This window comes from Oceanobacillus sp. FSL K6-2867, assembly GCF_037963145.1.
In the GTDB taxonomy this organism is placed as follows: Bacteria; Bacillota; Bacilli; order Bacillales; family Amphibacillaceae; genus Oceanobacillus.
Genome location: NZ_CP150144.1, coordinates 612,481 through 630,923, shown reverse-complemented (window position 1 = coordinate 630,923; position 18,443 = coordinate 612,481). Strand labels below are relative to the sequence as shown.

Here is an 18,443-nt window from a genome sequence, read left to right as displayed (position 1 = left end):
TTTGTTTCTCATTTTCATTCTTTATAGTTTAGACGAAAGGGACACCGTCTAGGAATATGCCGGGTAGTTTTTGTTATTCAGCTTCAGGGGGGCAATCCTTGAAGGAGGAGATTAAAGAAGAGCAACGATTGTAGCAACAACTTCATTAAATTAGGCTGTTTTAGTAAATATTGTTGTTTATTGGGATTGATAATAAGCACAAGGTAGGTGTTCTAAAATGAAGAAATTGTCTAAAATAGGAAAAGTATTGGCCTTTATAGGTGTCGGGGTAGTTGCATGTGGTATTATATTGATGATAAATGATGATGGTGGGCCTTTTTCTGCGCTCTCTATTCCTTTGATATTTATAGGTGTTTTAATAATAATCGCGTCAATCTTATTTACAGGAAACTTGAGTAAAAAAGCATTTCACATAAATAACTTTATCATTTTGTTTTTATTGTTGTCATTTAACCTTTTAGCCTCATTTGGGGCTGGGATGAGTGAAGGTGGAATACAGTCTTATATGCATTTTGCAATGGGGCTATCGTTTGTCATCTGGGGTATCTTTTATTTCATTCAATTTGTACGCCCCGCTAAGGCTTGGCGAACTTTTTGTTTTCTCTTTATGGTAACATTTTTATTTTTTTGGCAAACAGGTCTTGGTTCATCAGTTGGTCTAATGATTTTTGACTAAAGGATGCGATTGTTCTACGAAGGAGGTAAATAATAAATTGGATTATTGCATGAGTTCATTCGTTACGTAAGCCCGACCTTTCTTTGTCAATTTGTACTTATGACCTTAGAACTTCAATTTTTCATTCACATTTTTGTGACTGATAGGTGAGCTAGTGGTCTGTGCTAATATAAAGAACATTTACAGGATATAACAAGAAGTATCCTTTCCATACGTACCAATAAGATAGTTTATAAAGAATAATAAAAGAGACCCGGGTAGGGTCTCTTGCCTTACAAATAAATTTATTTTTTTACTTAATCCTTTATTTGACGAATGATGTCATGAACATCTACAAAAGATCGTTGCTCAATAATTTTGCCTTCAGAGATACGTAAAAGTATCATAAGAGAAAATCTAGCTTCTTTCCCAGTTGCGGGGACATCGGCAAATGGGATACCCGTATGTTTTCCTTGAAAGATAAAATAAGCGGCTACAAGATCACCTTCAGCTACCATTTCTACAATCGGCATTTCAAAGCCTGGGAAAGCATCAAAGTTTTTCTTTTCTGATTCTATAAGACCTTCTACACCCGGAAACGGGGTACCAATTTGTGGATAAAATACATAGTCTTCATGACAAAAATCTTTAAGAGCATCATAGTTCTCTTTTTCTATCGTTTCAAAAAAACGGCGAACTAATTCTTTATTAGCTTCTGCTGACATAATTATCCCCCCCATTTTTTGTTTTAATTTTAAAATGAATACGATTCTCCGTCATCTGGCACGGACACATTTGACGAGATACCTTTTTCGATAATAAAGCTTTTTAATTCTTCTCTTGATAGTCCCCAATGGTTTACTGCTTCCATATGGACAGCGATAATTTTCGCCTCAGGAGCAGCTTTGTAGACTTCATAGACATCATCTTTGTTCATAACGAGAGAACCGCCTTCATTGAAGTGATTATCCCCGGCATTTACAACGATAACTTCTGGATTATGAGTATCAATTACTTCTTGGACAGCGTCATACCATACGGTATCTCCTGCTACATATAATGTTTTCTCACTATCATGTTTGAAGACAACCCCACACACTAGACCAGCGAGTTTCAGAATTTCTCCTCTTCCATGCTCACCTTTTGTTTTCACTAATTGAATACCTTCAAAGGTAGTGTCCTCTTGTAAGACCTCTACATTTTGAAAACCAGCATTTCGAATTTCTGTTGCATCCTCTTCATTTTGAGAAAATAACTTGATATCCTTTGGTAATACTTCTTTTGCAACCTCATCCCAATGATCATAGTGAAGATGCGTTACGATGACTGCATCAATATCTTTAATAATAGTATCAATGGAAGTTGGCAAATCAACTAACGGATTATATTGATCGTCTCTTGGTGCATTTGGAAAAGGTGGGTAGGTACCTTTTTCAGCTAGCATTGGATCAACTAAAAACTTCTTACCTGCATATTCTACAACGATTGTTGCATTACGAATTTGATGTATATTCATAAATAAACTCCTTTATTGTTTTTTTAAATGACAATGTATATTCTATACTAGGGACATATAGTAAATACATGGAATAAACAAAGTCTTTTGGCCGTTTTACTTTCTTTTTGAAAGGAGTTAATGAAATGTTTGATGATACAGATAAACGAATTTTAGACGAACTATCTAAAAATAGTCGGATTACCATAAAAGAGTTGGGAGAAAAAATCCATTTAACTGGACCAGCTGCTTCAGCAAGAGTTGAAAAATTAGAGGACAGTGGTGTGATTGAGGGATATACGATTAAAGTGAACCAAGTAAAATTAGGCTGCTATATACATGCTTTTATTACAATCATTACAGAAAGCATTTCTCATCAACCATATTTGAATTTTATAAAGAAACAAGAAAAATATCTCATTAATAACTATAAAATCAGTGGAGATGGGTGTTACATACTCGAATGTCACTTTCCATCCAATGAACTGATGAATCAATTTCTTGAAGAATTAAACGAGTATGCGAACTATAAATTATCTATTGTTATTGATAAATAGTGAATCAATACAACTGAAAGTTTGCGAAAAGATGTACTTAAACAAACGGGTGCAAGAAAAATAAGAAATTCGCTCTATCTTGTAGAAACAGGCCAAATGTGGAATGAAATTTGTTCAATATATAATACTTTTTTTGCATAATCTAGACTTTACTTACTGGTATGATTGACAATTAAAATTAATAATGTTAAGTTGTTTGCATCAATTAAGGAGGGTGTATTATGAGACAATACACAACTAGTAACCTGGTATAAACGCAGAAGGCCAGCATAGATGAATTAGCCTTCTGCGTTATTAAAACACTATGAATACCAATTACCAGGAGGACATTATGTATATAGATAAAACAAAATTAACTTTTACGAACGTAAAACATTCTAAAGTATCCGAAATTAAAGACCTTGCGAGTGTAGTTGTAAGAAAGAACTATACATCTTTTTTAGGTGAAGATAATGTAAACTATTTTATTAATAGTGGAATGTCAGATAAAGAAATTAATGATCATTTAGATAATATGATCGTTTGTGAATACAATGATGAAGTGGTCGGAATATGTGTATACTTGGATGATTTATTACATTTAATAATGGTGAAGTATGGATATCAGGGTCAAGGAATAGGTAAAGTTATCATTGATTATGTGGAAAATGAAATGTTTAAAAAACATAAAATCATTAAATTAGAAACATTTGAAAAAAATTACCCAACAATTACTTTTTATAAGAAAAACGGTTGGTTTGAAGAAGATAAACAATATTCAGAGTTGACAGGTGGATACATTTTAACATTTAAAAAAAGGAAGAGCTCATTGTAATATCCTTTCTTTGTGACATCCATTTAAAAACCGGGCAACTTGTAGAAGATGATCTCAGTTCTATAAAGGGATCATCTTTTTTAATCCACTTATAACCAATCTCACTATTCCATTGAATATAAAATTAAGTGATCTTCCACAATCGGGCGCTTTTCTTGATTTACCGTAAAATTTAATGAATGTAATGAATTTGTTTTAAATTAAGAGTAGTCCTATAGGTACCAAACTCTGTATATCAATATGGATACAGCATTTGGGTGTTGACATATTTTATCAATCGATTGGGTTTTAATTTGGTGTATTCATATTTGGAATTATTTCAAATATAATTATGATTTTTTTATTTTTATGTTCTTTGGATATCTTTTCGAATCGATTTTTTGGCAGATAGTCATTAGGGTTTGTTTACCAAACTGGTGCGACAGTTCAGGAAGGTAAGAGCTTATTCCCTTATTGTACTAATGGGGCTGTTTAGTTGAACAAGGACTGTAAGCTTGCAACTCCCAGAGTAATAATAATCAAAGGGGTACCAAGAAAGGGGGATAGCGTAATCCTCACTGTCTACCTGTCCAGTTACAAATGTTTTTTAATTTGTGTTAGAACTGTTGTAGCTAGTTTGTTTGTATCTTTAAAATTTCTTGAATCGATTGGATCAGAGTAATGGACAGAAACTTTTGCTGGTGTATTCTTACCCTTTTTCCCTATCAATTTGTAAGAATCCTTGAAGGTCACAGGAATGACTTTGACGCCTGATTTAATCGCAATTCGTAAACTACCCGATTTAAAGTCTCCAATTTCAGGCCCTTTACTTCTAGTTCCTTCTGGAAAAACTGCTATTGAATGACCTGATTTTAAGCTTTCTATTGCTTGGTTAATAGCCTGCAGGGAACTACGAGCATTATCCCTGTTGATAAACACGCATCCTCGTTCTTTCATCCAATAACCTAGCAACGGAATTTTCTCCATTTCTTTTTTGGCAACAAAAGCCATCGTTTGAGGAGCTGTTGAATATAAAATTGGAATATCCATACTACTTTGATGGTTGCTAACATATAATACAGGTTCATCTAAAGGAATATTTTCTGTCCCCGTTATTATAAGGTCGGCACCCGAGATTCTAATTAAATTTTTGGTACATTTTAGAATGATTTTATCCATCAGTTCTAGTTTTTCTTTGTTCTTACCTGCTTTATTTAATTTATTAATAGTAAATGATTTGTTTGCTTTACTTAAAATATAACCCCACATGTATCCTTGAAATAATAAAGTACGCATTTTTTTCCTCTTTTCCATCATGTTTAATCTATTACAATCATAAAAGACATGAACAAATAAAATAAGTCACAAATGTCACATTGTTAATATTGAATATGTCACATTACGAAGGGAAATATCGGTTGCTTTTTTCTAGAGAGTCTTCTGATAGTCAAATTAAAGATTAGGAAAGAAACACCGACTAGTATAAAAGATTATATTTTGGAAGGCAGGCCATTTATCATATATACTTTTCTTTCAGTAAAAGGATTAACGATTTAATTTAGATAGCGCTTCACTACGCAGAGCAAACGGATACCGGTCTTAAAAAAGTTAAAAACTTAATTCTGTGTTGGATTAAGCATGGTTTGATCAGGTGATTCGAGCATGACATTAGTTTGAAGAAGACAATAAAGGTAACATTGTAATTGGAAAACATAATAATACATTGCATAATAAAAAAGTAGGTAAGAATTAGTACAGGAGTGTAATTGAAATTATGCCAGAAAAAGAACTTCCAAATAATTATGATGTAAAATATATTCTTGATGTATTGTTATACCAACCTGAAAGTGGACAATAGAATTTCATTTATAATCCTAAAATTTTAAGTCAGTTAAGTATGCTTGTGAAAAATTGTACTTAAAGTATCTCGTGCATTAACACAACAGGGAGATCGGAGGGTACGTTAATGAGTGAAAATAGAGAAACTCCTGAAGAAAGAAGAGAACGAATGAGACAAAAGGAATTAAAAAATCCCTCAAGTAGTATTCACGGGAGTAATCTTTCTGATCTAGTTGGAGGAATGGGCTGGAAAGGGACTGGAATCCTTATTGCTGTAGTAACTTTAGGATTTATAATATACGTCGGCTTCTTTCGCTAACGGGTGCGAATATTCAATAATGAAGTCGATTCCTATACAAAAGGGAAAGGTTTATTAAGGGGGGATTATGTGATTTGGTTAAATTTTGCATTGATCGTGTTAATTACCTTTGCTCTAATCACAGTAGTTAAGCTATGTTTGAGAAAAGTATTTAATATTGAGAAAGTGAAAAAGGAGCTTTTTTCGTATAACCACATAAACGATTTGCATAAAAAATTAGATTGGGCTATAAGAATTACTTCTCCGATTGTATTAATCATTATTGTTTACTGGATAATCTTCCGAGACTATTCGGTAAATATTTTTCTAATTGCATTAATCATCACCAGTGGGATAGATTATGCGGTTAGAGCGTTTTTTGAGTGGAGATACACCCAAAATCCAAAACAATCTATCTTAACGATTAGTGAAATATTTATACTGGTATTAGTTCTAATTGTCATCATTTAATTTGACTTACTCATTACGTAATTCTCTTTATTGTGCTAAAGGGTGCTTTAATTCAAGAAGGATTAACTCTATTTTATATAGAAGTAATTGTACTTAAAGATGTAGGTTTGTATAACTAAGAATAACATTCTAATTTGTAGCATAGGAACCTATTAAGAGGCGGTGACCTGGGATGAGAAGAATTATGGTAATTGGCGTTTCGGCTGGTGTTGGGAAGTCGACTTTCGCACAAAAGTTAGGGAAAGAGCTTAATATAAAAGTTAATCATTTAGATGTCTTATATTGGAAGCCAAATTGGGTAGAAGCCACATCAGAAGAGTTTTCAGAAGCACAGCAGAAGATTGTGAAACAAGGGGAATGGATAATCGAAGGGAACTATTTTAATACTATTCAGATCCGTGCAAAACACGCTGACACAATAATTTATTTGGAATTACCATTATACGTTTGTTTATATCGTGTTGTTAAGCGATGGCTAAAGAACTTCGGGAAAACACGACCTGATATGGGAAATGGATGTAACGAAAAATTAGATTGGAAATTCATTAAGTTTATAATTACTACTTACTATCCTCGAAAAAGAAAAATGATTGAACGATTTCAGGACTTTCAAGCCATAGATTCTAGAAAAGAGATTATTATTTTAAAGGGTAGACAAGAAATTAAGTCTTATTTAGACAATATAAGTAATCGTGAAAGATTGAACCTAAACTAGCGGATGTAAGAGCTAAAGAAATACAGGATTGGGGCGAAAAAGTGACACATTACTATTATTTAGCATCGGACAAGAAAATGGGATTAGGTAACGGTTCCGTTGACTACATGGAGACAGATTATATTATTCCAGGATTCGATTATCCAGTTCAATTTGAAACACTAAGTCTTGAAAAAGAATGGGAGCTAAAGGCATTATTACAGTATATCCGTAATCACACTGCACCTTATAAAGTTTGTACCATACAAATAGCTAACTTATTAAATTCGAACAAAGTTGAGCTAAAAGTACAGGGGAAATCCAATATATTGTTACACAAGATTGTTAATCCAAAACAGCTTTTATTGGAAGAAGGGCATTTGTTGACAATTAAAAAGGTCCCATATTTTAATTAAGAATTTCTTTAAACTCTTATATTGGTGCTTTAACACAACAAGGAGATCGTTAATACGGCGATCTTTTTACTAAATGGCAGAAGAGTTTAATAGGGTCCAGGTTAAATGGAGTATAAAGATATATCAAAAAACGGGGAGGATATGGAAGCATTCAAGTAATTAAGGAAATATAAAATTCATACAGGCTGTAACTATTTTCACACCAAACCTGGAACAGTCTGTGGAGTTTTACAAAAATACTTTTGGAGCAAATGAAATGTTTCGTTCTAATCAAACGGATGGTTCTAATGGAGCAAGAGTTAAGGAAGGCTTAATTGCTTAATAGAGCAATTATGAGAATTTAGGGGGATATGATGACTAGATATTATATTGCAGTGACGTATGATGTTTGCGAACATAATAATATATATGAAGATATGAACGAATTTCTATTAGATTTGTCTATTGATATCGATCAGCAAATAAGGGAACTCGCAAAAACGGATGTTGCTCCCTTAGTTAAGATTTATGAATCAGATACCAGTGACTTTAAGGAGTTAAAGTTGTACAAAGAATATAAGTTTAAGGAATATGATTGCGGATGTAAGGGGTAGCGGCAATAAATAAAGTGAAGAAATTTAGACCTATTCATTTTACCGTTTAATTATTACAAAACGAAATACAGGTTTTACAATCACACAAGCCTCCCGGGCCTAAGAAAAGAGAAGGATTCTGTTGGATGATGAGATTCACCTACAGAAAAGAAAAGATGTAATTATGTTTCAAGGGAATTTGCGAAAAAGCACAATTGTGCTCTTAACATTATATATAACTTTGATCTTTTTTTCTTGTATCTTGGTTTTGACAGAGGTTCTATGAGGCAAAACTCCGGCTTACGATTTAATCAAGTACCTGAAAGGGTTCCATTGCTTTTTCCCATGGGAAAATACTTTCAAATCTAGTTTTTTGAATACGAGAATTTTTTAGCATTTATACCTTTTGGGATAATCATCCCACTCCTGTTTCGATGTAGTTTAAGGCGATTTTTAACCTTTTTTATCAATAACAATAGTTGAGTCACTGCAAATGATTTCTCGTTTGGTAGCTTTTGATATAAAAAAAGTGGATCTGTACAGTGGGATGAAAGCTTGTCGAGCTTTACAGTAGCTCAAAAAGAGGTTAGGCCTCAAATAAATCTGTATAGTAGAAACAATACAAAAGTTAATGAATTCTCGTATCTATTGGATGGCAAATATAAAAACATAACAGGCTATTTTGCAATACCAGACGATGTAATTAACGCTGCAAGCAAAGAGAGTAGTGTGAGGTTGGGTTATCAGCTAAAAGTGGAGAAAATCAGGAAGTCTCTTTTCAAGTCCCTTTAAATGGAGTAAATGACCTTACAATAAAAATTATTAACGAAGATACCAATCCAAATGCGGTGTGGGATATTACTCTTACAGAGGTAAATATAGGACAAAGGATTATAAACAATATTAGAGAAAAAATAAGTTTATTATTCTAACTGAACCTCAACAAAGCTATGCAGACAATAATGGTTCGGTTATCGAAAATAATATATGAACTAATGTACTTAAACTATATGGTTTTAACACAGCGAGGAGATCGTCAATAGGGCGGTCTTTTTTTAAATAAAGGGCAAAGAGGGAAAATTGAAACTAATCTTATAGTATTTCGTATTGAAGTTAAATGTTAAAGCGGCATTAAGTTATATGAACGGATTGCGTGTAAGCAGCTAAAATCATTTTCATCATCATGCATGGATGGTAAGCAGAACAACCTGTCTACGAAAGAATACTACGAATGCCTCATCCGGAATAGTTTCCACCACTTCATTCACCGCATGGGCAATATCATTTTCTTATAATTTCATTTCTAAATCTAAAGGCAAAAAACTTGGTTCCTGGTATTATGTTTAAACATAAGGATACCTCCATATATTATTGTGTGGTAACTTTAATTTTATCAGAAGGTATCCTTTTTGCGTGCAAAAATACTGGAACTCCTCAACTTATTGGCGAGCAGCACTCTTTTTAATTCTGGGGGGGGGGTTCCAGCCGCTTTACTATCTTGCAATTGCATTCGCATTTAAGTAATATACTCGTCCTGTATCATTGTCAGTTGTCTTGTACATTACTTGTCCTGCATAGTGTGCATAGTCAGTCCAGCTATCCCAATGATTACTTCTGGTATCTACTAAGTGTTTATACTCACAAACCTCATAGTTTCCTGCTGCTCCCACATCTGAACCGTTATCTCCAACAGCACTAACTAGTCCAAAACTAGAAACTGTGGTGCCAATTACTGAAGTGGCTGTTTTATTTGATGATACCCAAGATATAGATTGTGATAGGGATTTTGCAATAATTCCTTGTACAGAAGCAAATCCTAATACCGCCAAAGCAACAGCTGCTACCTTCTGATCACTTTCAGCTTTTCTTATTGCTTCTGCTTCTGCGTGACTAACATTCTGAGTAGAACACGTGACTTTAGGATCATGATGACCTCGTATTTGAGAAGTTCCATTAAATCCATCAGCGCTAGGAATTTCTGCAGCTAAAATATTGATTGGCATAGCACTAAAAATAAGAGTAAACGACAAAATAATAAAGATAACTTTTTTCAAAAAAACCCTCCTCATATTAATTGACAAAATTTGATAATTCCAATACGTTAATAATTCTAACAATTTTATATATTAAATTAAATGGGGAGAAAGTCTTGAATTTATAAAATTAGGGTGAATAATTATGCCTGAAATAATAAAACAACTAATCAAGCTGTTACTTAATTAAAGGCAATTTAATATAGTTTAAGTAAGTCAACTGTAATTATTAATTTTATGATGATTATATTTATTATTGTTAAAATAATGTTATTCCTATATATTTGACATATACTTGGGGGGATTTTAATGGTTGTAGATAATAAAAAAAAAAGATATGAAGTATTAGATAATTATATATTGAAGATAAAAATGTTGTTTGGTCCTTTAATTTTGCTAATTGTAGCATTTATAGACATTAGCAATACTATCATTTATTTTTTAAGTGCATTTTTATTGTTATTAATTATTTTTCAATCGATTCTTAATTTCAAAATGCATAATAGATTTAAGAAATCATTCTTGCTTGAAATCCTCATAGTATTAGTAGCTATCTATGCTATAGTTTTTCGTCTAACATAATTTTTTATAGTGGTTGATGAAATGGAATACACGCTCACCTTGTTCCCAACAATAATTATGGATGTTGCCGATATGTTTGAAATGGCTCTAGAAAATCCTGTAACTGATCTGTGACTGCTAACCAAAATCAGATGAAAAACCAATCTCTACAAGAAAAATAAAAAAGCCTGTACTCCTTGATACACAAGGGATACAGACCAACGTGTTAGAATGATTCCGATTGGACTCGAACCAACGACTTCTACCCTGTCAAGGTAGCGCTCTCCCAGCTGAGCTACGGAATCGTATGTATTATTCTCAACTTTAACTATACTTGCAAAATAGAAGGCTGTCAATAGAAGCTGTTTAGTTACGTTTACAAAATAACTATTGACCTTCTGTTTGCGTTCTGTTAATATTGCAATAATTTAATAAACGAATATATTTCAACAATAAAACAAAATAACAGATTACTCTTATCACGAGTTGGCTGAGGGATTTGGCCCTATGACGCCCGGCAACCGCCCCTTTAGGGGGAATGGTGCTACTTCCAACAGACAGAAATGTCTGAAAGATAAGAGGGGGAATCCGCAATAGTTTATGATTTCAACCCTCTTTCTTTGGAAAGAGGGTTTTTTTATGGACAAAATGAGCAGATTTATAGGAAAGGATGAGGCGTTATGAATACGGTGATTCTAGAAGGAGTAAGAACACCTTTTGGGAAGTGGAAAGGATTTTTATCTGGATTAGAGGCAAAAGAGATAGGAACTTTAGCTGTTAAAGAGTTAGTGAGACGAGTACCTGAGGCAAAAGAAGCTGATGGGACAATACTTGCACAGGTGCTTCAAGCGGGGCAGGGTCAAAATCCGGCTAGAAGAGTTGCGAAGGATGCCGGTGTATCGTTATCTGTTCCTGCAGTTACTTTAAACAATGTATGTTTAGCTGGATTAGCATCCATTTCCGACGCTGTCCGCCGTATTCATTTTGGCGAAGGGGAATTATATATTACTGGTGGATTTGACTCGATGACAAATGCCCCGTACACTGCTCCGATTCGTAAGGAGCTGTCGATGGGATCCCTGCAATTTACGGATACATTAATAAACGACGGATTATGGTGCTCGTTAGCAGATGATTCGATGGGGGTGCTGACGGATTTAAAAAATAAAGATTTTAAGATTAATAGACTAGAGCAGGATCAATACGCACAGTTGTCACAGGAACGAGCTGCTGAAGCGCTGGAAAAAGGTCGCCTGCAAGATGAAATTGTTTCAATCAAACTTAAAGGCAAAACCTTCTCTAGCGATGAAGGCATTCGCCTCAATTCGAACATAGAAAAATTAGCAACATTAAGACCGGCGTTTGTTGACGACGGTACAATCACAGCGGGAAATGCGTCGCAAATGACAGATGGCGCAAGCGTTGGCATTGTTTCATCCGAAAAGAAAGCGGAGGAGCTTGGTAAAGCGCCGTTAGCTCGTATTCTTGGTTGGGCTGAAGTCGCGGGGCCAGATACGAGCCTACATACAAAGCCTGCCCAGGCAATCAAAGCAGTTTTAGAGAAAACGAACCTAACATTGAGCGATATTGATTTATTTGAAATCAATGAGGCTTTTGCAAGTGTGGTTATCGCAAGCTGCCGTGAGCTTGGAATTGGCTATGAAAGAGTGAATGTTAATGGTGGCGCAATTGCAATTGGTCATCCGCTTGGCGGAACGGGTTTTCGACTTGCCTTAACTCTTGCAAAAGAACTTAAACGCCGTGGTGGTGGAAAAGGTATTGCATCTCTCTGCGGTGGCGGCGGTCAGGGAATGGCTCTATTAATAGAAGTTCCAAAAAGCTGGTAAAGCCAAAACTTAGTATAAATTATGGAACAGTATGTGAGCAGTTCGCCTTGTATTAGACGAGGTGGGTCTATAATAGACGGAAGATTTCTACAAACGGAATTTTTAAATGAATGACGTAATTAGGAGGATGACAATCATGATATTAACGTATTTTATATTGCTTGCCTTATTCTGGGCAGTTGGTTTAATCATATGGAAAAATTATTATCCAAAAGAGGGAAAGGAGAATAAATGATGCCTACAGTACCGGATTCTTTAATTTGGACAATTATTATGATATTAGTTGTTTATTTTGGATATATTGTTTGGATGGGCAAAAGAGGCGGGCGCCATAGCAAGTCGATGGCTGGGTTTGCAACGGCTCGTGGGAAGGTAAGCCCCGTACTTGTCGGTGCAAGCTTTGCGACCACGTATTCAAGTGCCAATTTATTTATCGGTGTTCCCGGGCTTGCTTATGAATATGGTACATCCGTACTTTGGTATACGTTAGGATGTTTCGGTGTTTCGTGGATTGGTTTACTATTATTCGCTAAAACATTTTGGAGATACAACAAAAAGTTTGGTGGTGTTTCAACATTGCCAGAATGGCTTGGAAGAAGATACAACAGCAAAGCGCTTCAAGTCATTGTAGCTGTATTAATTTTATTCAATGTATATTATATTGTCGGTCAAAATGTTGGACTTGCAACAATCTTTGAGTCGGTCCTGAACATCCCATATTTCTGGGGGATTATCATTGGTGTAGGGATCACGATACTATACATTGGACTTGGTGGTGCCTACGCGCAGATTATCACAGACGGTATTCAAGGAATTTTGATGGCAACTACTTCTATCCTTGTTTTTGTTTCGCTATTTTGGACGATTGGGGGAGGATGGAATGTATTTGGAGAGCTGACAAAAAGATTAGGGGCTATTGACCCGAATCTGACTGGATTTTTATCAGTTGGTGGTCCATATGATAGCGCAATAGCGATAATGGCCGTGCAATTTTTATTATTTAGCTTTGTGCTAATGCCACATTTATTAAATAAAGTATTGTCGCTTGAAAGTGAAGAGCAGCTTGCTCCATTTACATTATCAGCAGGAGTTGTGCTATTTTTTATCTCAACTTTAATGGTTCTTGGAGGATTAGCAGCACGAGTGATTTTTCCATCATTGGCTAGTGCCGATTCAGCGATTCCAGCTTATGTGATTGAATCATTTCCACCAATCCTTGCGGCAGTTATCATAATAGGAATTATTACAGCTATTCTTTCAAGTACAGACAGCCTTTATTTGGGGATTACATCTAGTATCGGAAACGATTTTTATAAAGTATTAGCACCAATTTTATCAAAGAAACCGATTGCGACAGACGTTTTAGATAGAAATGCCGTAAAGGTAGCAAAAGTGTCCCTGGTATTTGCAGGTTTAGCTACATTATATATATCGTTGGAGCGCCCTGAATCGTTATCGATTTTAATTCAATTTAGTTTTTCAGCAATAATCAGTGGGATTCTTGCACCTGTTGTTTTAGGATATTTTTGGAAAAAGTCAAATGGGCCTGGAGCAATTGCTGCCGTCATTACTGGTACAGTATTGTATGTGTTATTTACAAATCAAAGTATTATTGGAAATATCTATTTAGCGATGTTCTTTGCTTCAGTTATCGCATTTGTTGTGATGATCGTTACGTGCCTGGCCACACAGAGAGCTACAGACAATCAGCATGAATCTATTACGGTTTCTAAGAAATCATCGTAGTTTCCCGGTCTTACAGAGATGTTTTTTAACTTCAACAAACATTTTCTATTTAGAAGCTAGCTTTTTACTTAACCTTTGACACAGTTTGTATAAATTGTTTAATTACCAACAACAGAGCCTAAAAGAGGAGAGAAATGAAATGATAGATCAACAAGTAAGAGATAACAATATAGTATGGCAGCCTTCTGAACAGCGAGTTTCTGAGTCGAATATTAAAAAGTTTTCAGAACAAGTGGGAATTCCAGCTGTTCCATATGATCGCCTATATAGCTGGTCGATTGCAAAGCCTGGAGATTTTTGGTCAGCGGTTTGGGATTTTGCTGGTATTATTGGGGAAAAAGGTGAAATAGCCTTTGTTCCAGCAGAAGGTGGGGGTATGTTAGGCGCAAAATGGTTTCCTGAAGCGAGTCTAAATTTAGCGGAAAATGTATTGCGTGGAGATGCTTCTCGTGTTGCGGTTTATGTAGCGAATGAGCAAGGTGTTCAGCGGAAAGTGAAAATGGCTGAATTGCGCAGTCTAGTTGCAAAAGCGCAAGCTGGTTTACGTAAGCTTGGCGTGACCCAAGGCGATCGTGTCGCGGGGATTGTGACCAACGGCTTGGAATCATTGGTTTCATTACTTGCAACGTCTTCACTTGGTGCGGTTTGGAGCTCTTGCTCACCCGACTTTGGGGCCAAAGGGATTATTGATCGCATTGGTCAAGTCGGACCAAAAGTAATTATTGCTTCTCTTGATTATCAATATAATGGAAAGCAATTTAATATACGTGAGAACATAATGGCCATTAGCGATGAGTTGAAAAACCTGTCTGCGGTTGTTAGTTTGTCAGAAATACCAGAATTGGATATGGGGGTTGGTACGCAGTTGTTAACGTGGAGCGAGCTATTGGCACATGATGTGGACGTACCGACATTCACGCGGGTACCGTTTCACCATCCGCTTTATATTTTATATACATCTGGAACGACGGGTTTGCCGAAATGTATTGTCCATTCTGTCGGTGGCGTTTTGCTCCAGCATGTGAAAGAGCATCAGCTGCATTGCGATGTGAAACAGGGAGATGTTTTATCCTGGTATACAAGTACGGCATGGATGATGTATCCATGGCTTATATCTGGTCTTGCGAGCGAGGCATCAATTTTGCTTTATGATGGTTCACCAATCCAAAAGGAACGTATCGGTATTCTTTGGGAAATTGCAGAAGAAATAGGTATTACGCATTTTGGTATAAGTCCAAAATATCTTGATACACTCGAAAAATATGGGTATGAAGTTGGTAAAAATCATGATTTGTCTAAACTGCAAGTTATGATGTCTTCCGGGGCGCCACTCATTAGTGAGCAGTATGATTGGATTTATAACACGATCAAGAAAGATGTCTTATTGGAATCCATTTCCGGCGGTACGGAAATTATTGGATGCTTTGTCATGGGGTCACCGGTTCATCCAGTTTTCCGAGGGGAAAATGCATGTAAAGCGCTCGGTATGGCAGTTGATATTTTTGATGAGCATGGTAATTCAGTGCTTGGTAAAAAAGGTGAACTAGTTTGTACGCAGAGCTTCCCAAGCATGCCCCTTACATTTTGGGGCGATGGAGGAGATGAACGCTATTTCAACGCTTATTTTGCAAAGCGTGAGGGCATTTGGACGCATGGCGATTTAGCGGAGCAAACTACTCGCGACTCGCTGATTATTTATGGCCGTACGGATACTGTATTGAATCCAGGTGGTGTTCGAATAGGTACGGCGGAAATTTATCGTGTGGTGGAGCAAATTCCGCAAATTAAAGATTCTATTGTATTCGGCTTTCCAATTGAAAATGATGAAGAAATCGTATTGTGTGTGGTGACTGAAAATGGTGATGTGGATAAGGCACTGGTAGAGCAAATCCGTCGCAATGTACGGAAAAAAGCATCACCACGCCATGTACCACGCCGCATTTATGCTGTCAAAGAAGTTCCGTATACGAATAACGGTAAAAAGGTGGAAGGAGCTGTTCGTTCGATTGTTCGTGGACAAGAGGTTAAAAACAAAGCATCTTTAAGAAACCCGGAATGTCTCAGGGAATATGCAGCATTAGCTGATAGAAGTTATATTTAATGTGAAAATGTCTAATGCTGTGATTGTTTGTGGGCATCGATGAATTAAAACCAGTCGATATACAGAAGGGGGACACTGCCCAACTTGTTTGCTGAATTTGTAAGATTGGCAGCACTTGAATCGGAATTAAACTGCAAAAAGCCTATAATCATTTTTAATCAATGAGTACAGGCTTTTTCTTAGTTAAGAATTTAAACTAGCTCGCGCTAGAAGGGTATATTGTTTCAAAAGTGCAGATCTATTAAGCGAGTCCTATTCAAATCGAAAATCCAAGTTAGATTACTATGAATTAAAGGATAATTTTTTCACCTTAAAATTGCAAAAAGAATCAAATATTGTAAAAACTAGACCATACCTCAGCATTTGCTAGCTTTTAATAGACATCTTCAATCAAACTATGCTCAGCATACCTCACCGTGAATAATCTGTAAATTCCCGCCTTTATCAATTTTGACGAAACGAGAGCTTATTATTAATCTTATAGAGTACTTATAAAAAGCGCAGGAGGTGAGAGCATCAATACAAATGGAATTATAGGAATGGCGACAGTAACTGATATTGAAACGGATTTTCATTTTCGTAAGCCAGACAAAGACGATGGATCGGTTGTTTGGCAGCTTATAAAAAATACAAAAGTACTTGATCTGAATTCATCATATAGTTATCTGATGTGGTGCGATATTTTCTCAGAAACATCGATCGTGGCCGAAAGAGATGGGGACATTGTTGGTTTTATTTCCGGGTTTTTGCATCCGAATACAATGGATAAATTATTCATTTGGCAGGTTGCTGTTAATGAATCTGAGCGGGGTAAAGGATTAGCAACAAAGATGTTGTATCAATTATTGAACCGTACAGCATGTGAAACGGTTCAATATATTGAAGCAACGGTTTCACCTTCTAATAAAGCGTCACAGTCATTATTTAAAGGTCTTGCAAAGAAGCTTGAGACAAAATGCAATATCAGTGAATATTTCTCTTCAGAGGATTTTCCAGCTGAAGGGCATGAAGATGAATTGCTATTCATGATAGGTCCTATAAAAAATAAAAGGTAAAGGATGATTTGGTGACTACAGCTGTATTAAATGATGCGAAAATGAGAACATTTGAGGAAGTGGAATCTGTAGTAAGAAGTTATAGCAGAGGGTGGCCGACAGTTTTTAATAAAGCAAAGGGCTATAAGCTTTGGGATACGGATGGCAAGGAATATATTGATTTTTTTGCCGGTGCCGGAACAATGAATTATGGCCATAATGATGAGACGATGCAGCAAAAAGTGATTGATTATATCCAAAATGATGGCATTATACATAGCCTCGACATGGGTACAACTCCACGAAAAGAATTCCTTGAAAACTTTAAAGAAATAATTCTTACACCACGTAAGCTTGACTATAAAATTATGTTTCCAGGTCCAACTGGAACAAATACGGTGGAAAGTGCTCTGAAAATTGCTAGAAAGGTAACGGGACGGGAAACCGTAATCAGCTTTACAAATGCCTTTCACGGGATGACGATTGGTTCTCTTTCTGTGACAGGCAATTCCTTTAAACGTCATGGAGCAGGTGTACCACTTCATCATGCCGTATCTATGCCATTTGATAACTATGTGGAAAACCATGATTCCACCGCCTATTTAGAGCGGTTCTTAGAGGATAGTGGCAGTGGTGTGGCATTGCCGGCTGCCATTATTCTGGAAACGGTACAGGGTGAAGGCGGCATTAATGCAGCACGAATCGAATGGTTGCAAAAGATAGAGGAACTGTGTAAACGCTGGGACATTTTATTAATTGTAGATGATGTGCAGGCGGGGAATGGCCGGACCGGTACTTTCTTTAGCTTTGAGCCGGCTGGTATTGAACCGGATGTTGTTTGTCTTTCCAAATCGATCGGCGGCTTTGGTCTGCCAATGGCAATTACATTAATCAAATCGGAACATGACAAATGGGGTCCGGGTGAACACAATGGTACCTTCCGTGGAAATAATTTAGCGTTTATTGCAGCAACCGAAGCATTGCGCTATTGGAAAAATAATGACTTTGAAAAAGAAGTTCAGGAAAAAGCAGAAATTCTAAAGTCTGCTGTAAGTACAATAATTGAAAAATATCCTGAACTGAATGGAGAAGCAAGGGGCAGAGGATTAATGCAAGGAATTGCAGTAGAGGAAGAAGGTCTAGCGACTGAAATTTGTGCAGAAGCATTTCAGCGTGGTTTAATTGTAGAAACTTCTGGTCCTGATGACGAAGTTGTTAAGTTCCTGCCGCCGCTTATTATTGACGAAGCGGGATTAGAAAAGGGATTTCAGCTATTAGATGACAGTATTAAACACGTATTGAACAAATAATGAAGGATAAATAGAAAGGGG

The 18,443-nt window shown here is 36.1% G+C and carries 18 protein-coding genes, 1 tRNA gene, 1 pseudogene and 1 riboswitch; of the genes and pseudogenes, 14 read left to right on the top strand and 6 right to left on the bottom strand.

Going from position 1 to position 18,443, the window contains the following annotated elements; genetic code table 11:
• Nucleotides 1-217: 217 nt before the first annotated feature.
• Nucleotides 218-676 (top strand): hypothetical protein, encoded by a 459-nt coding sequence (locus NSQ77_RS02940; protein WP_339228735.1) that lies wholly within the window; start codon nucleotides 218-220, stop codon nucleotides 674-676.
• A 296-nt stretch (nucleotides 677-972) separates the two neighbouring features.
• On the opposite strand, the gene NSQ77_RS02935 is transcribed toward NSQ77_RS02940, so the two are convergent.
• Together NSQ77_RS02935 and NSQ77_RS02930 are read right to left on the bottom strand one after the other, a co-directional pair.
• Nucleotides 973-1,380: an ester cyclase gene (locus NSQ77_RS02935; RefSeq protein ID WP_339228734.1), complete on the bottom strand. Its 408-nt coding sequence runs from the start codon at nucleotides 1,378-1,380 to the stop codon at nucleotides 973-975.
• Between the two features lie 29 nt (nucleotides 1,381-1,409).
• Entirely contained in the window at nucleotides 1,410-2,171 is a 762-nt protein-coding gene (locus NSQ77_RS02930) for an MBL fold metallo-hydrolase (protein ID WP_339228733.1), read from the bottom strand.
• Between the two features lie 125 nt (nucleotides 2,172-2,296).
• Between NSQ77_RS02930 and NSQ77_RS02925 the strand changes: the two genes are divergently transcribed.
• Together NSQ77_RS02925 and NSQ77_RS02920 are read left to right on the top strand one after the other, a co-directional pair.
• Nucleotides 2,297-2,707 carry an Lrp/AsnC family transcriptional regulator gene (locus tag NSQ77_RS02925; RefSeq protein ID WP_339228732.1) on the top strand — a complete coding sequence of 137 codons (411 nt, stop codon included), beginning with the start codon at nucleotides 2,297-2,299 and terminating at the stop codon, nucleotides 2,705-2,707.
• A gap of 331 nt (nucleotides 2,708-3,038) precedes the next feature.
• Entirely contained in the window at nucleotides 3,039-3,521 is a 483-nt protein-coding gene (locus tag NSQ77_RS02920) for a GNAT family N-acetyltransferase (protein ID WP_339228731.1), read from the top strand.
• Between the two features lie 573 nt (nucleotides 3,522-4,094).
• On the opposite strand, the gene NSQ77_RS02915 is transcribed toward NSQ77_RS02920, so the two are convergent.
• The gene (locus NSQ77_RS02915; RefSeq protein WP_339228730.1) at nucleotides 4,095-4,796 is read right to left on the bottom strand and encodes a lysophospholipid acyltransferase family protein; all 702 of its coding nucleotides are present in this window, start codon (nucleotides 4,794-4,796) and stop codon (nucleotides 4,095-4,097) included.
• A gap of 670 nt (nucleotides 4,797-5,466) precedes the next feature.
• Between NSQ77_RS02915 and NSQ77_RS02910 the strand changes: the two genes are divergently transcribed.
• The 5 genes from NSQ77_RS02910 (at nucleotide 5,467) to NSQ77_RS02890 (ending at nucleotide 7,811) form a co-directional block, all read left to right on the top strand.
• Nucleotides 5,467-5,658: a DUF6366 family protein gene (locus NSQ77_RS02910; RefSeq protein ID WP_339228729.1), complete on the top strand. Its 192-nt coding sequence runs from the start codon at nucleotides 5,467-5,469 to the stop codon at nucleotides 5,656-5,658.
• Between the two features lie 3 nt (nucleotides 5,659-5,661).
• On the top strand, nucleotides 5,662-6,108 hold the full coding sequence (locus tag NSQ77_RS02905; protein ID WP_339228728.1) for a DUF4181 domain-containing protein: 447 nt from the start codon (nucleotides 5,662-5,664) through the stop codon (nucleotides 6,106-6,108).
• Nucleotides 6,109-6,280: 172 nt separating this feature from the next.
• Entirely contained in the window at nucleotides 6,281-6,823 is a 543-nt protein-coding gene (locus NSQ77_RS02900) for a topology modulation protein (protein ID WP_339228727.1), read from the top strand.
• A gap of 41 nt (nucleotides 6,824-6,864) precedes the next feature.
• Nucleotides 6,865-7,218 carry a hypothetical protein gene (locus NSQ77_RS02895; protein WP_339228726.1) on the top strand — a complete coding sequence of 118 codons (354 nt, stop codon included), beginning with the start codon at nucleotides 6,865-6,867 and terminating at the stop codon, nucleotides 7,216-7,218.
• Between the two features lie 353 nt (nucleotides 7,219-7,571).
• Nucleotides 7,572-7,811, top strand: a complete 240-nt coding sequence (locus NSQ77_RS02890; protein ID WP_339228725.1) for a hypothetical protein — start codon at nucleotides 7,572-7,574, stop codon at nucleotides 7,809-7,811.
• 1,122 nt (nucleotides 7,812-8,933) lie between these two features.
• On the opposite strand, the pseudogene NSQ77_RS02885 reads toward NSQ77_RS02890, so the two are convergent.
• Nucleotides 8,934-9,141, bottom strand: a pseudogene (locus tag NSQ77_RS02885) (IS5/IS1182 family transposase); the annotation flags it as partial.
• A gap of 142 nt (nucleotides 9,142-9,283) precedes the next feature.
• Nucleotides 9,284-9,844 (bottom strand): hypothetical protein, encoded by a 561-nt coding sequence (locus NSQ77_RS02880; RefSeq protein WP_339228724.1) that lies wholly within the window; start codon nucleotides 9,842-9,844, stop codon nucleotides 9,284-9,286.
• A 288-nt stretch (nucleotides 9,845-10,132) separates the two neighbouring features.
• Here NSQ77_RS02880 and NSQ77_RS02875 point away from each other — a divergent pair, with 288 nt between their 5' ends.
• Complete coding sequence (locus NSQ77_RS02875) at nucleotides 10,133-10,405, top strand: hypothetical protein (RefSeq protein WP_339228723.1); 273 nt, start codon at nucleotides 10,133-10,135, stop codon at nucleotides 10,403-10,405.
• 211 nt (nucleotides 10,406-10,616) lie between these two features.
• Here NSQ77_RS02875 and NSQ77_RS02870 read toward each other — a convergent pair.
• Nucleotides 10,617-10,689 (bottom strand) — tRNA-Val (locus NSQ77_RS02870).
• Nucleotides 10,690-10,857: 168 nt separating this feature from the next.
• Nucleotides 10,858-10,965, top strand: a riboswitch (SAM riboswitch).
• Nucleotides 10,966-11,064: 99 nt separating this feature from the next.
• On the opposite strand from NSQ77_RS02870, the gene NSQ77_RS02865 reads away from it, so the two are divergent.
• The 5 genes from NSQ77_RS02865 (at nucleotide 11,065) to ectB (ending at nucleotide 18,422) form a co-directional block, all read left to right on the top strand.
• Entirely contained in the window at nucleotides 11,065-12,231 is a 1,167-nt protein-coding gene (locus tag NSQ77_RS02865; protein WP_339228722.1) for an acetyl-CoA C-acyltransferase, read from the top strand.
• Nucleotides 12,232-12,465: 234 nt separating this feature from the next.
• Nucleotides 12,466-13,977, top strand: a complete 1,512-nt coding sequence (locus NSQ77_RS02860; protein ID WP_339228721.1) for a sodium:solute symporter family protein — start codon at nucleotides 12,466-12,468, stop codon at nucleotides 13,975-13,977.
• Nucleotides 13,978-14,116: 139 nt separating this feature from the next.
• Nucleotides 14,117-16,078 (top strand): acetoacetate--CoA ligase, encoded by a 1,962-nt coding sequence (locus NSQ77_RS02855; RefSeq protein ID WP_339228720.1) that lies wholly within the window; start codon nucleotides 14,117-14,119, stop codon nucleotides 16,076-16,078.
• Between the two features lie 539 nt (nucleotides 16,079-16,617).
• On the top strand, nucleotides 16,618-17,133 hold the full coding sequence (ectA, locus tag NSQ77_RS02850; protein WP_339228719.1) for a diaminobutyrate acetyltransferase: 516 nt from the start codon (nucleotides 16,618-16,620) through the stop codon (nucleotides 17,131-17,133).
• A gap of 41 nt (nucleotides 17,134-17,174) precedes the next feature.
• Nucleotides 17,175-18,422: a diaminobutyrate--2-oxoglutarate transaminase gene (ectB, locus tag NSQ77_RS02845; protein WP_339230925.1), complete on the top strand. Its 1,248-nt coding sequence runs from the start codon at nucleotides 17,175-17,177 to the stop codon at nucleotides 18,420-18,422.
• Nucleotides 18,423-18,443 lie beyond the last annotated feature (21 nt).

Excerpts from the sequence above, each read along its gene's own strand:
- NSQ77_RS02940 (WP_339228735.1), top strand. The coding sequence starts at position 218 with ATGAAGAAATTGTCTAAAATAGGAAAAGTATTGGCCTTTATAGGTGTC.
- NSQ77_RS02935 (WP_339228734.1), bottom strand. The coding sequence starts at position 1,380 with ATGTCAGCAGAAGCTAATAAAGAATTAGTTCGCCGTTTTTTTGAAACG.
- NSQ77_RS02930 (WP_339228733.1), bottom strand. The coding sequence starts at position 2,171 with ATGAATATACATCAAATTCGTAATGCAACAATCGTTGTAGAATATGCA.
- NSQ77_RS02925 (WP_339228732.1), top strand. The coding sequence starts at position 2,297 with ATGTTTGATGATACAGATAAACGAATTTTAGACGAACTATCTAAAAAT.
- NSQ77_RS02920 (WP_339228731.1), top strand. The coding sequence starts at position 3,039 with ATGTATATAGATAAAACAAAATTAACTTTTACGAACGTAAAACATTCT.
- NSQ77_RS02915 (WP_339228730.1), bottom strand. The coding sequence starts at position 4,796 with ATGCGTACTTTATTATTTCAAGGATACATGTGGGGTTATATTTTAAGT.
- NSQ77_RS02910 (WP_339228729.1), top strand. The coding sequence starts at position 5,467 with ATGAGTGAAAATAGAGAAACTCCTGAAGAAAGAAGAGAACGAATGAGA.
- NSQ77_RS02900 (WP_339228727.1), top strand. The coding sequence starts at position 6,281 with ATGAGAAGAATTATGGTAATTGGCGTTTCGGCTGGTGTTGGGAAGTCG.
- NSQ77_RS02890 (WP_339228725.1), top strand. The coding sequence starts at position 7,572 with ATGACTAGATATTATATTGCAGTGACGTATGATGTTTGCGAACATAAT.
- NSQ77_RS02875 (WP_339228723.1), top strand. The coding sequence starts at position 10,133 with ATGGTTGTAGATAATAAAAAAAAAAGATATGAAGTATTAGATAATTAT.
- NSQ77_RS02865 (WP_339228722.1), top strand. The coding sequence starts at position 11,065 with ATGAATACGGTGATTCTAGAAGGAGTAAGAACACCTTTTGGGAAGTGG.
- NSQ77_RS02860 (WP_339228721.1), top strand. The coding sequence starts at position 12,466 with ATGCCTACAGTACCGGATTCTTTAATTTGGACAATTATTATGATATTA.
- NSQ77_RS02855 (WP_339228720.1), top strand. The coding sequence starts at position 14,117 with ATGATAGATCAACAAGTAAGAGATAACAATATAGTATGGCAGCCTTCT.
- ectA (WP_339228719.1), top strand. The coding sequence starts at position 16,618 with ATGGCGACAGTAACTGATATTGAAACGGATTTTCATTTTCGTAAGCCA.
- ectB (WP_339230925.1), top strand. The coding sequence starts at position 17,175 with ATGAGAACATTTGAGGAAGTGGAATCTGTAGTAAGAAGTTATAGCAGA.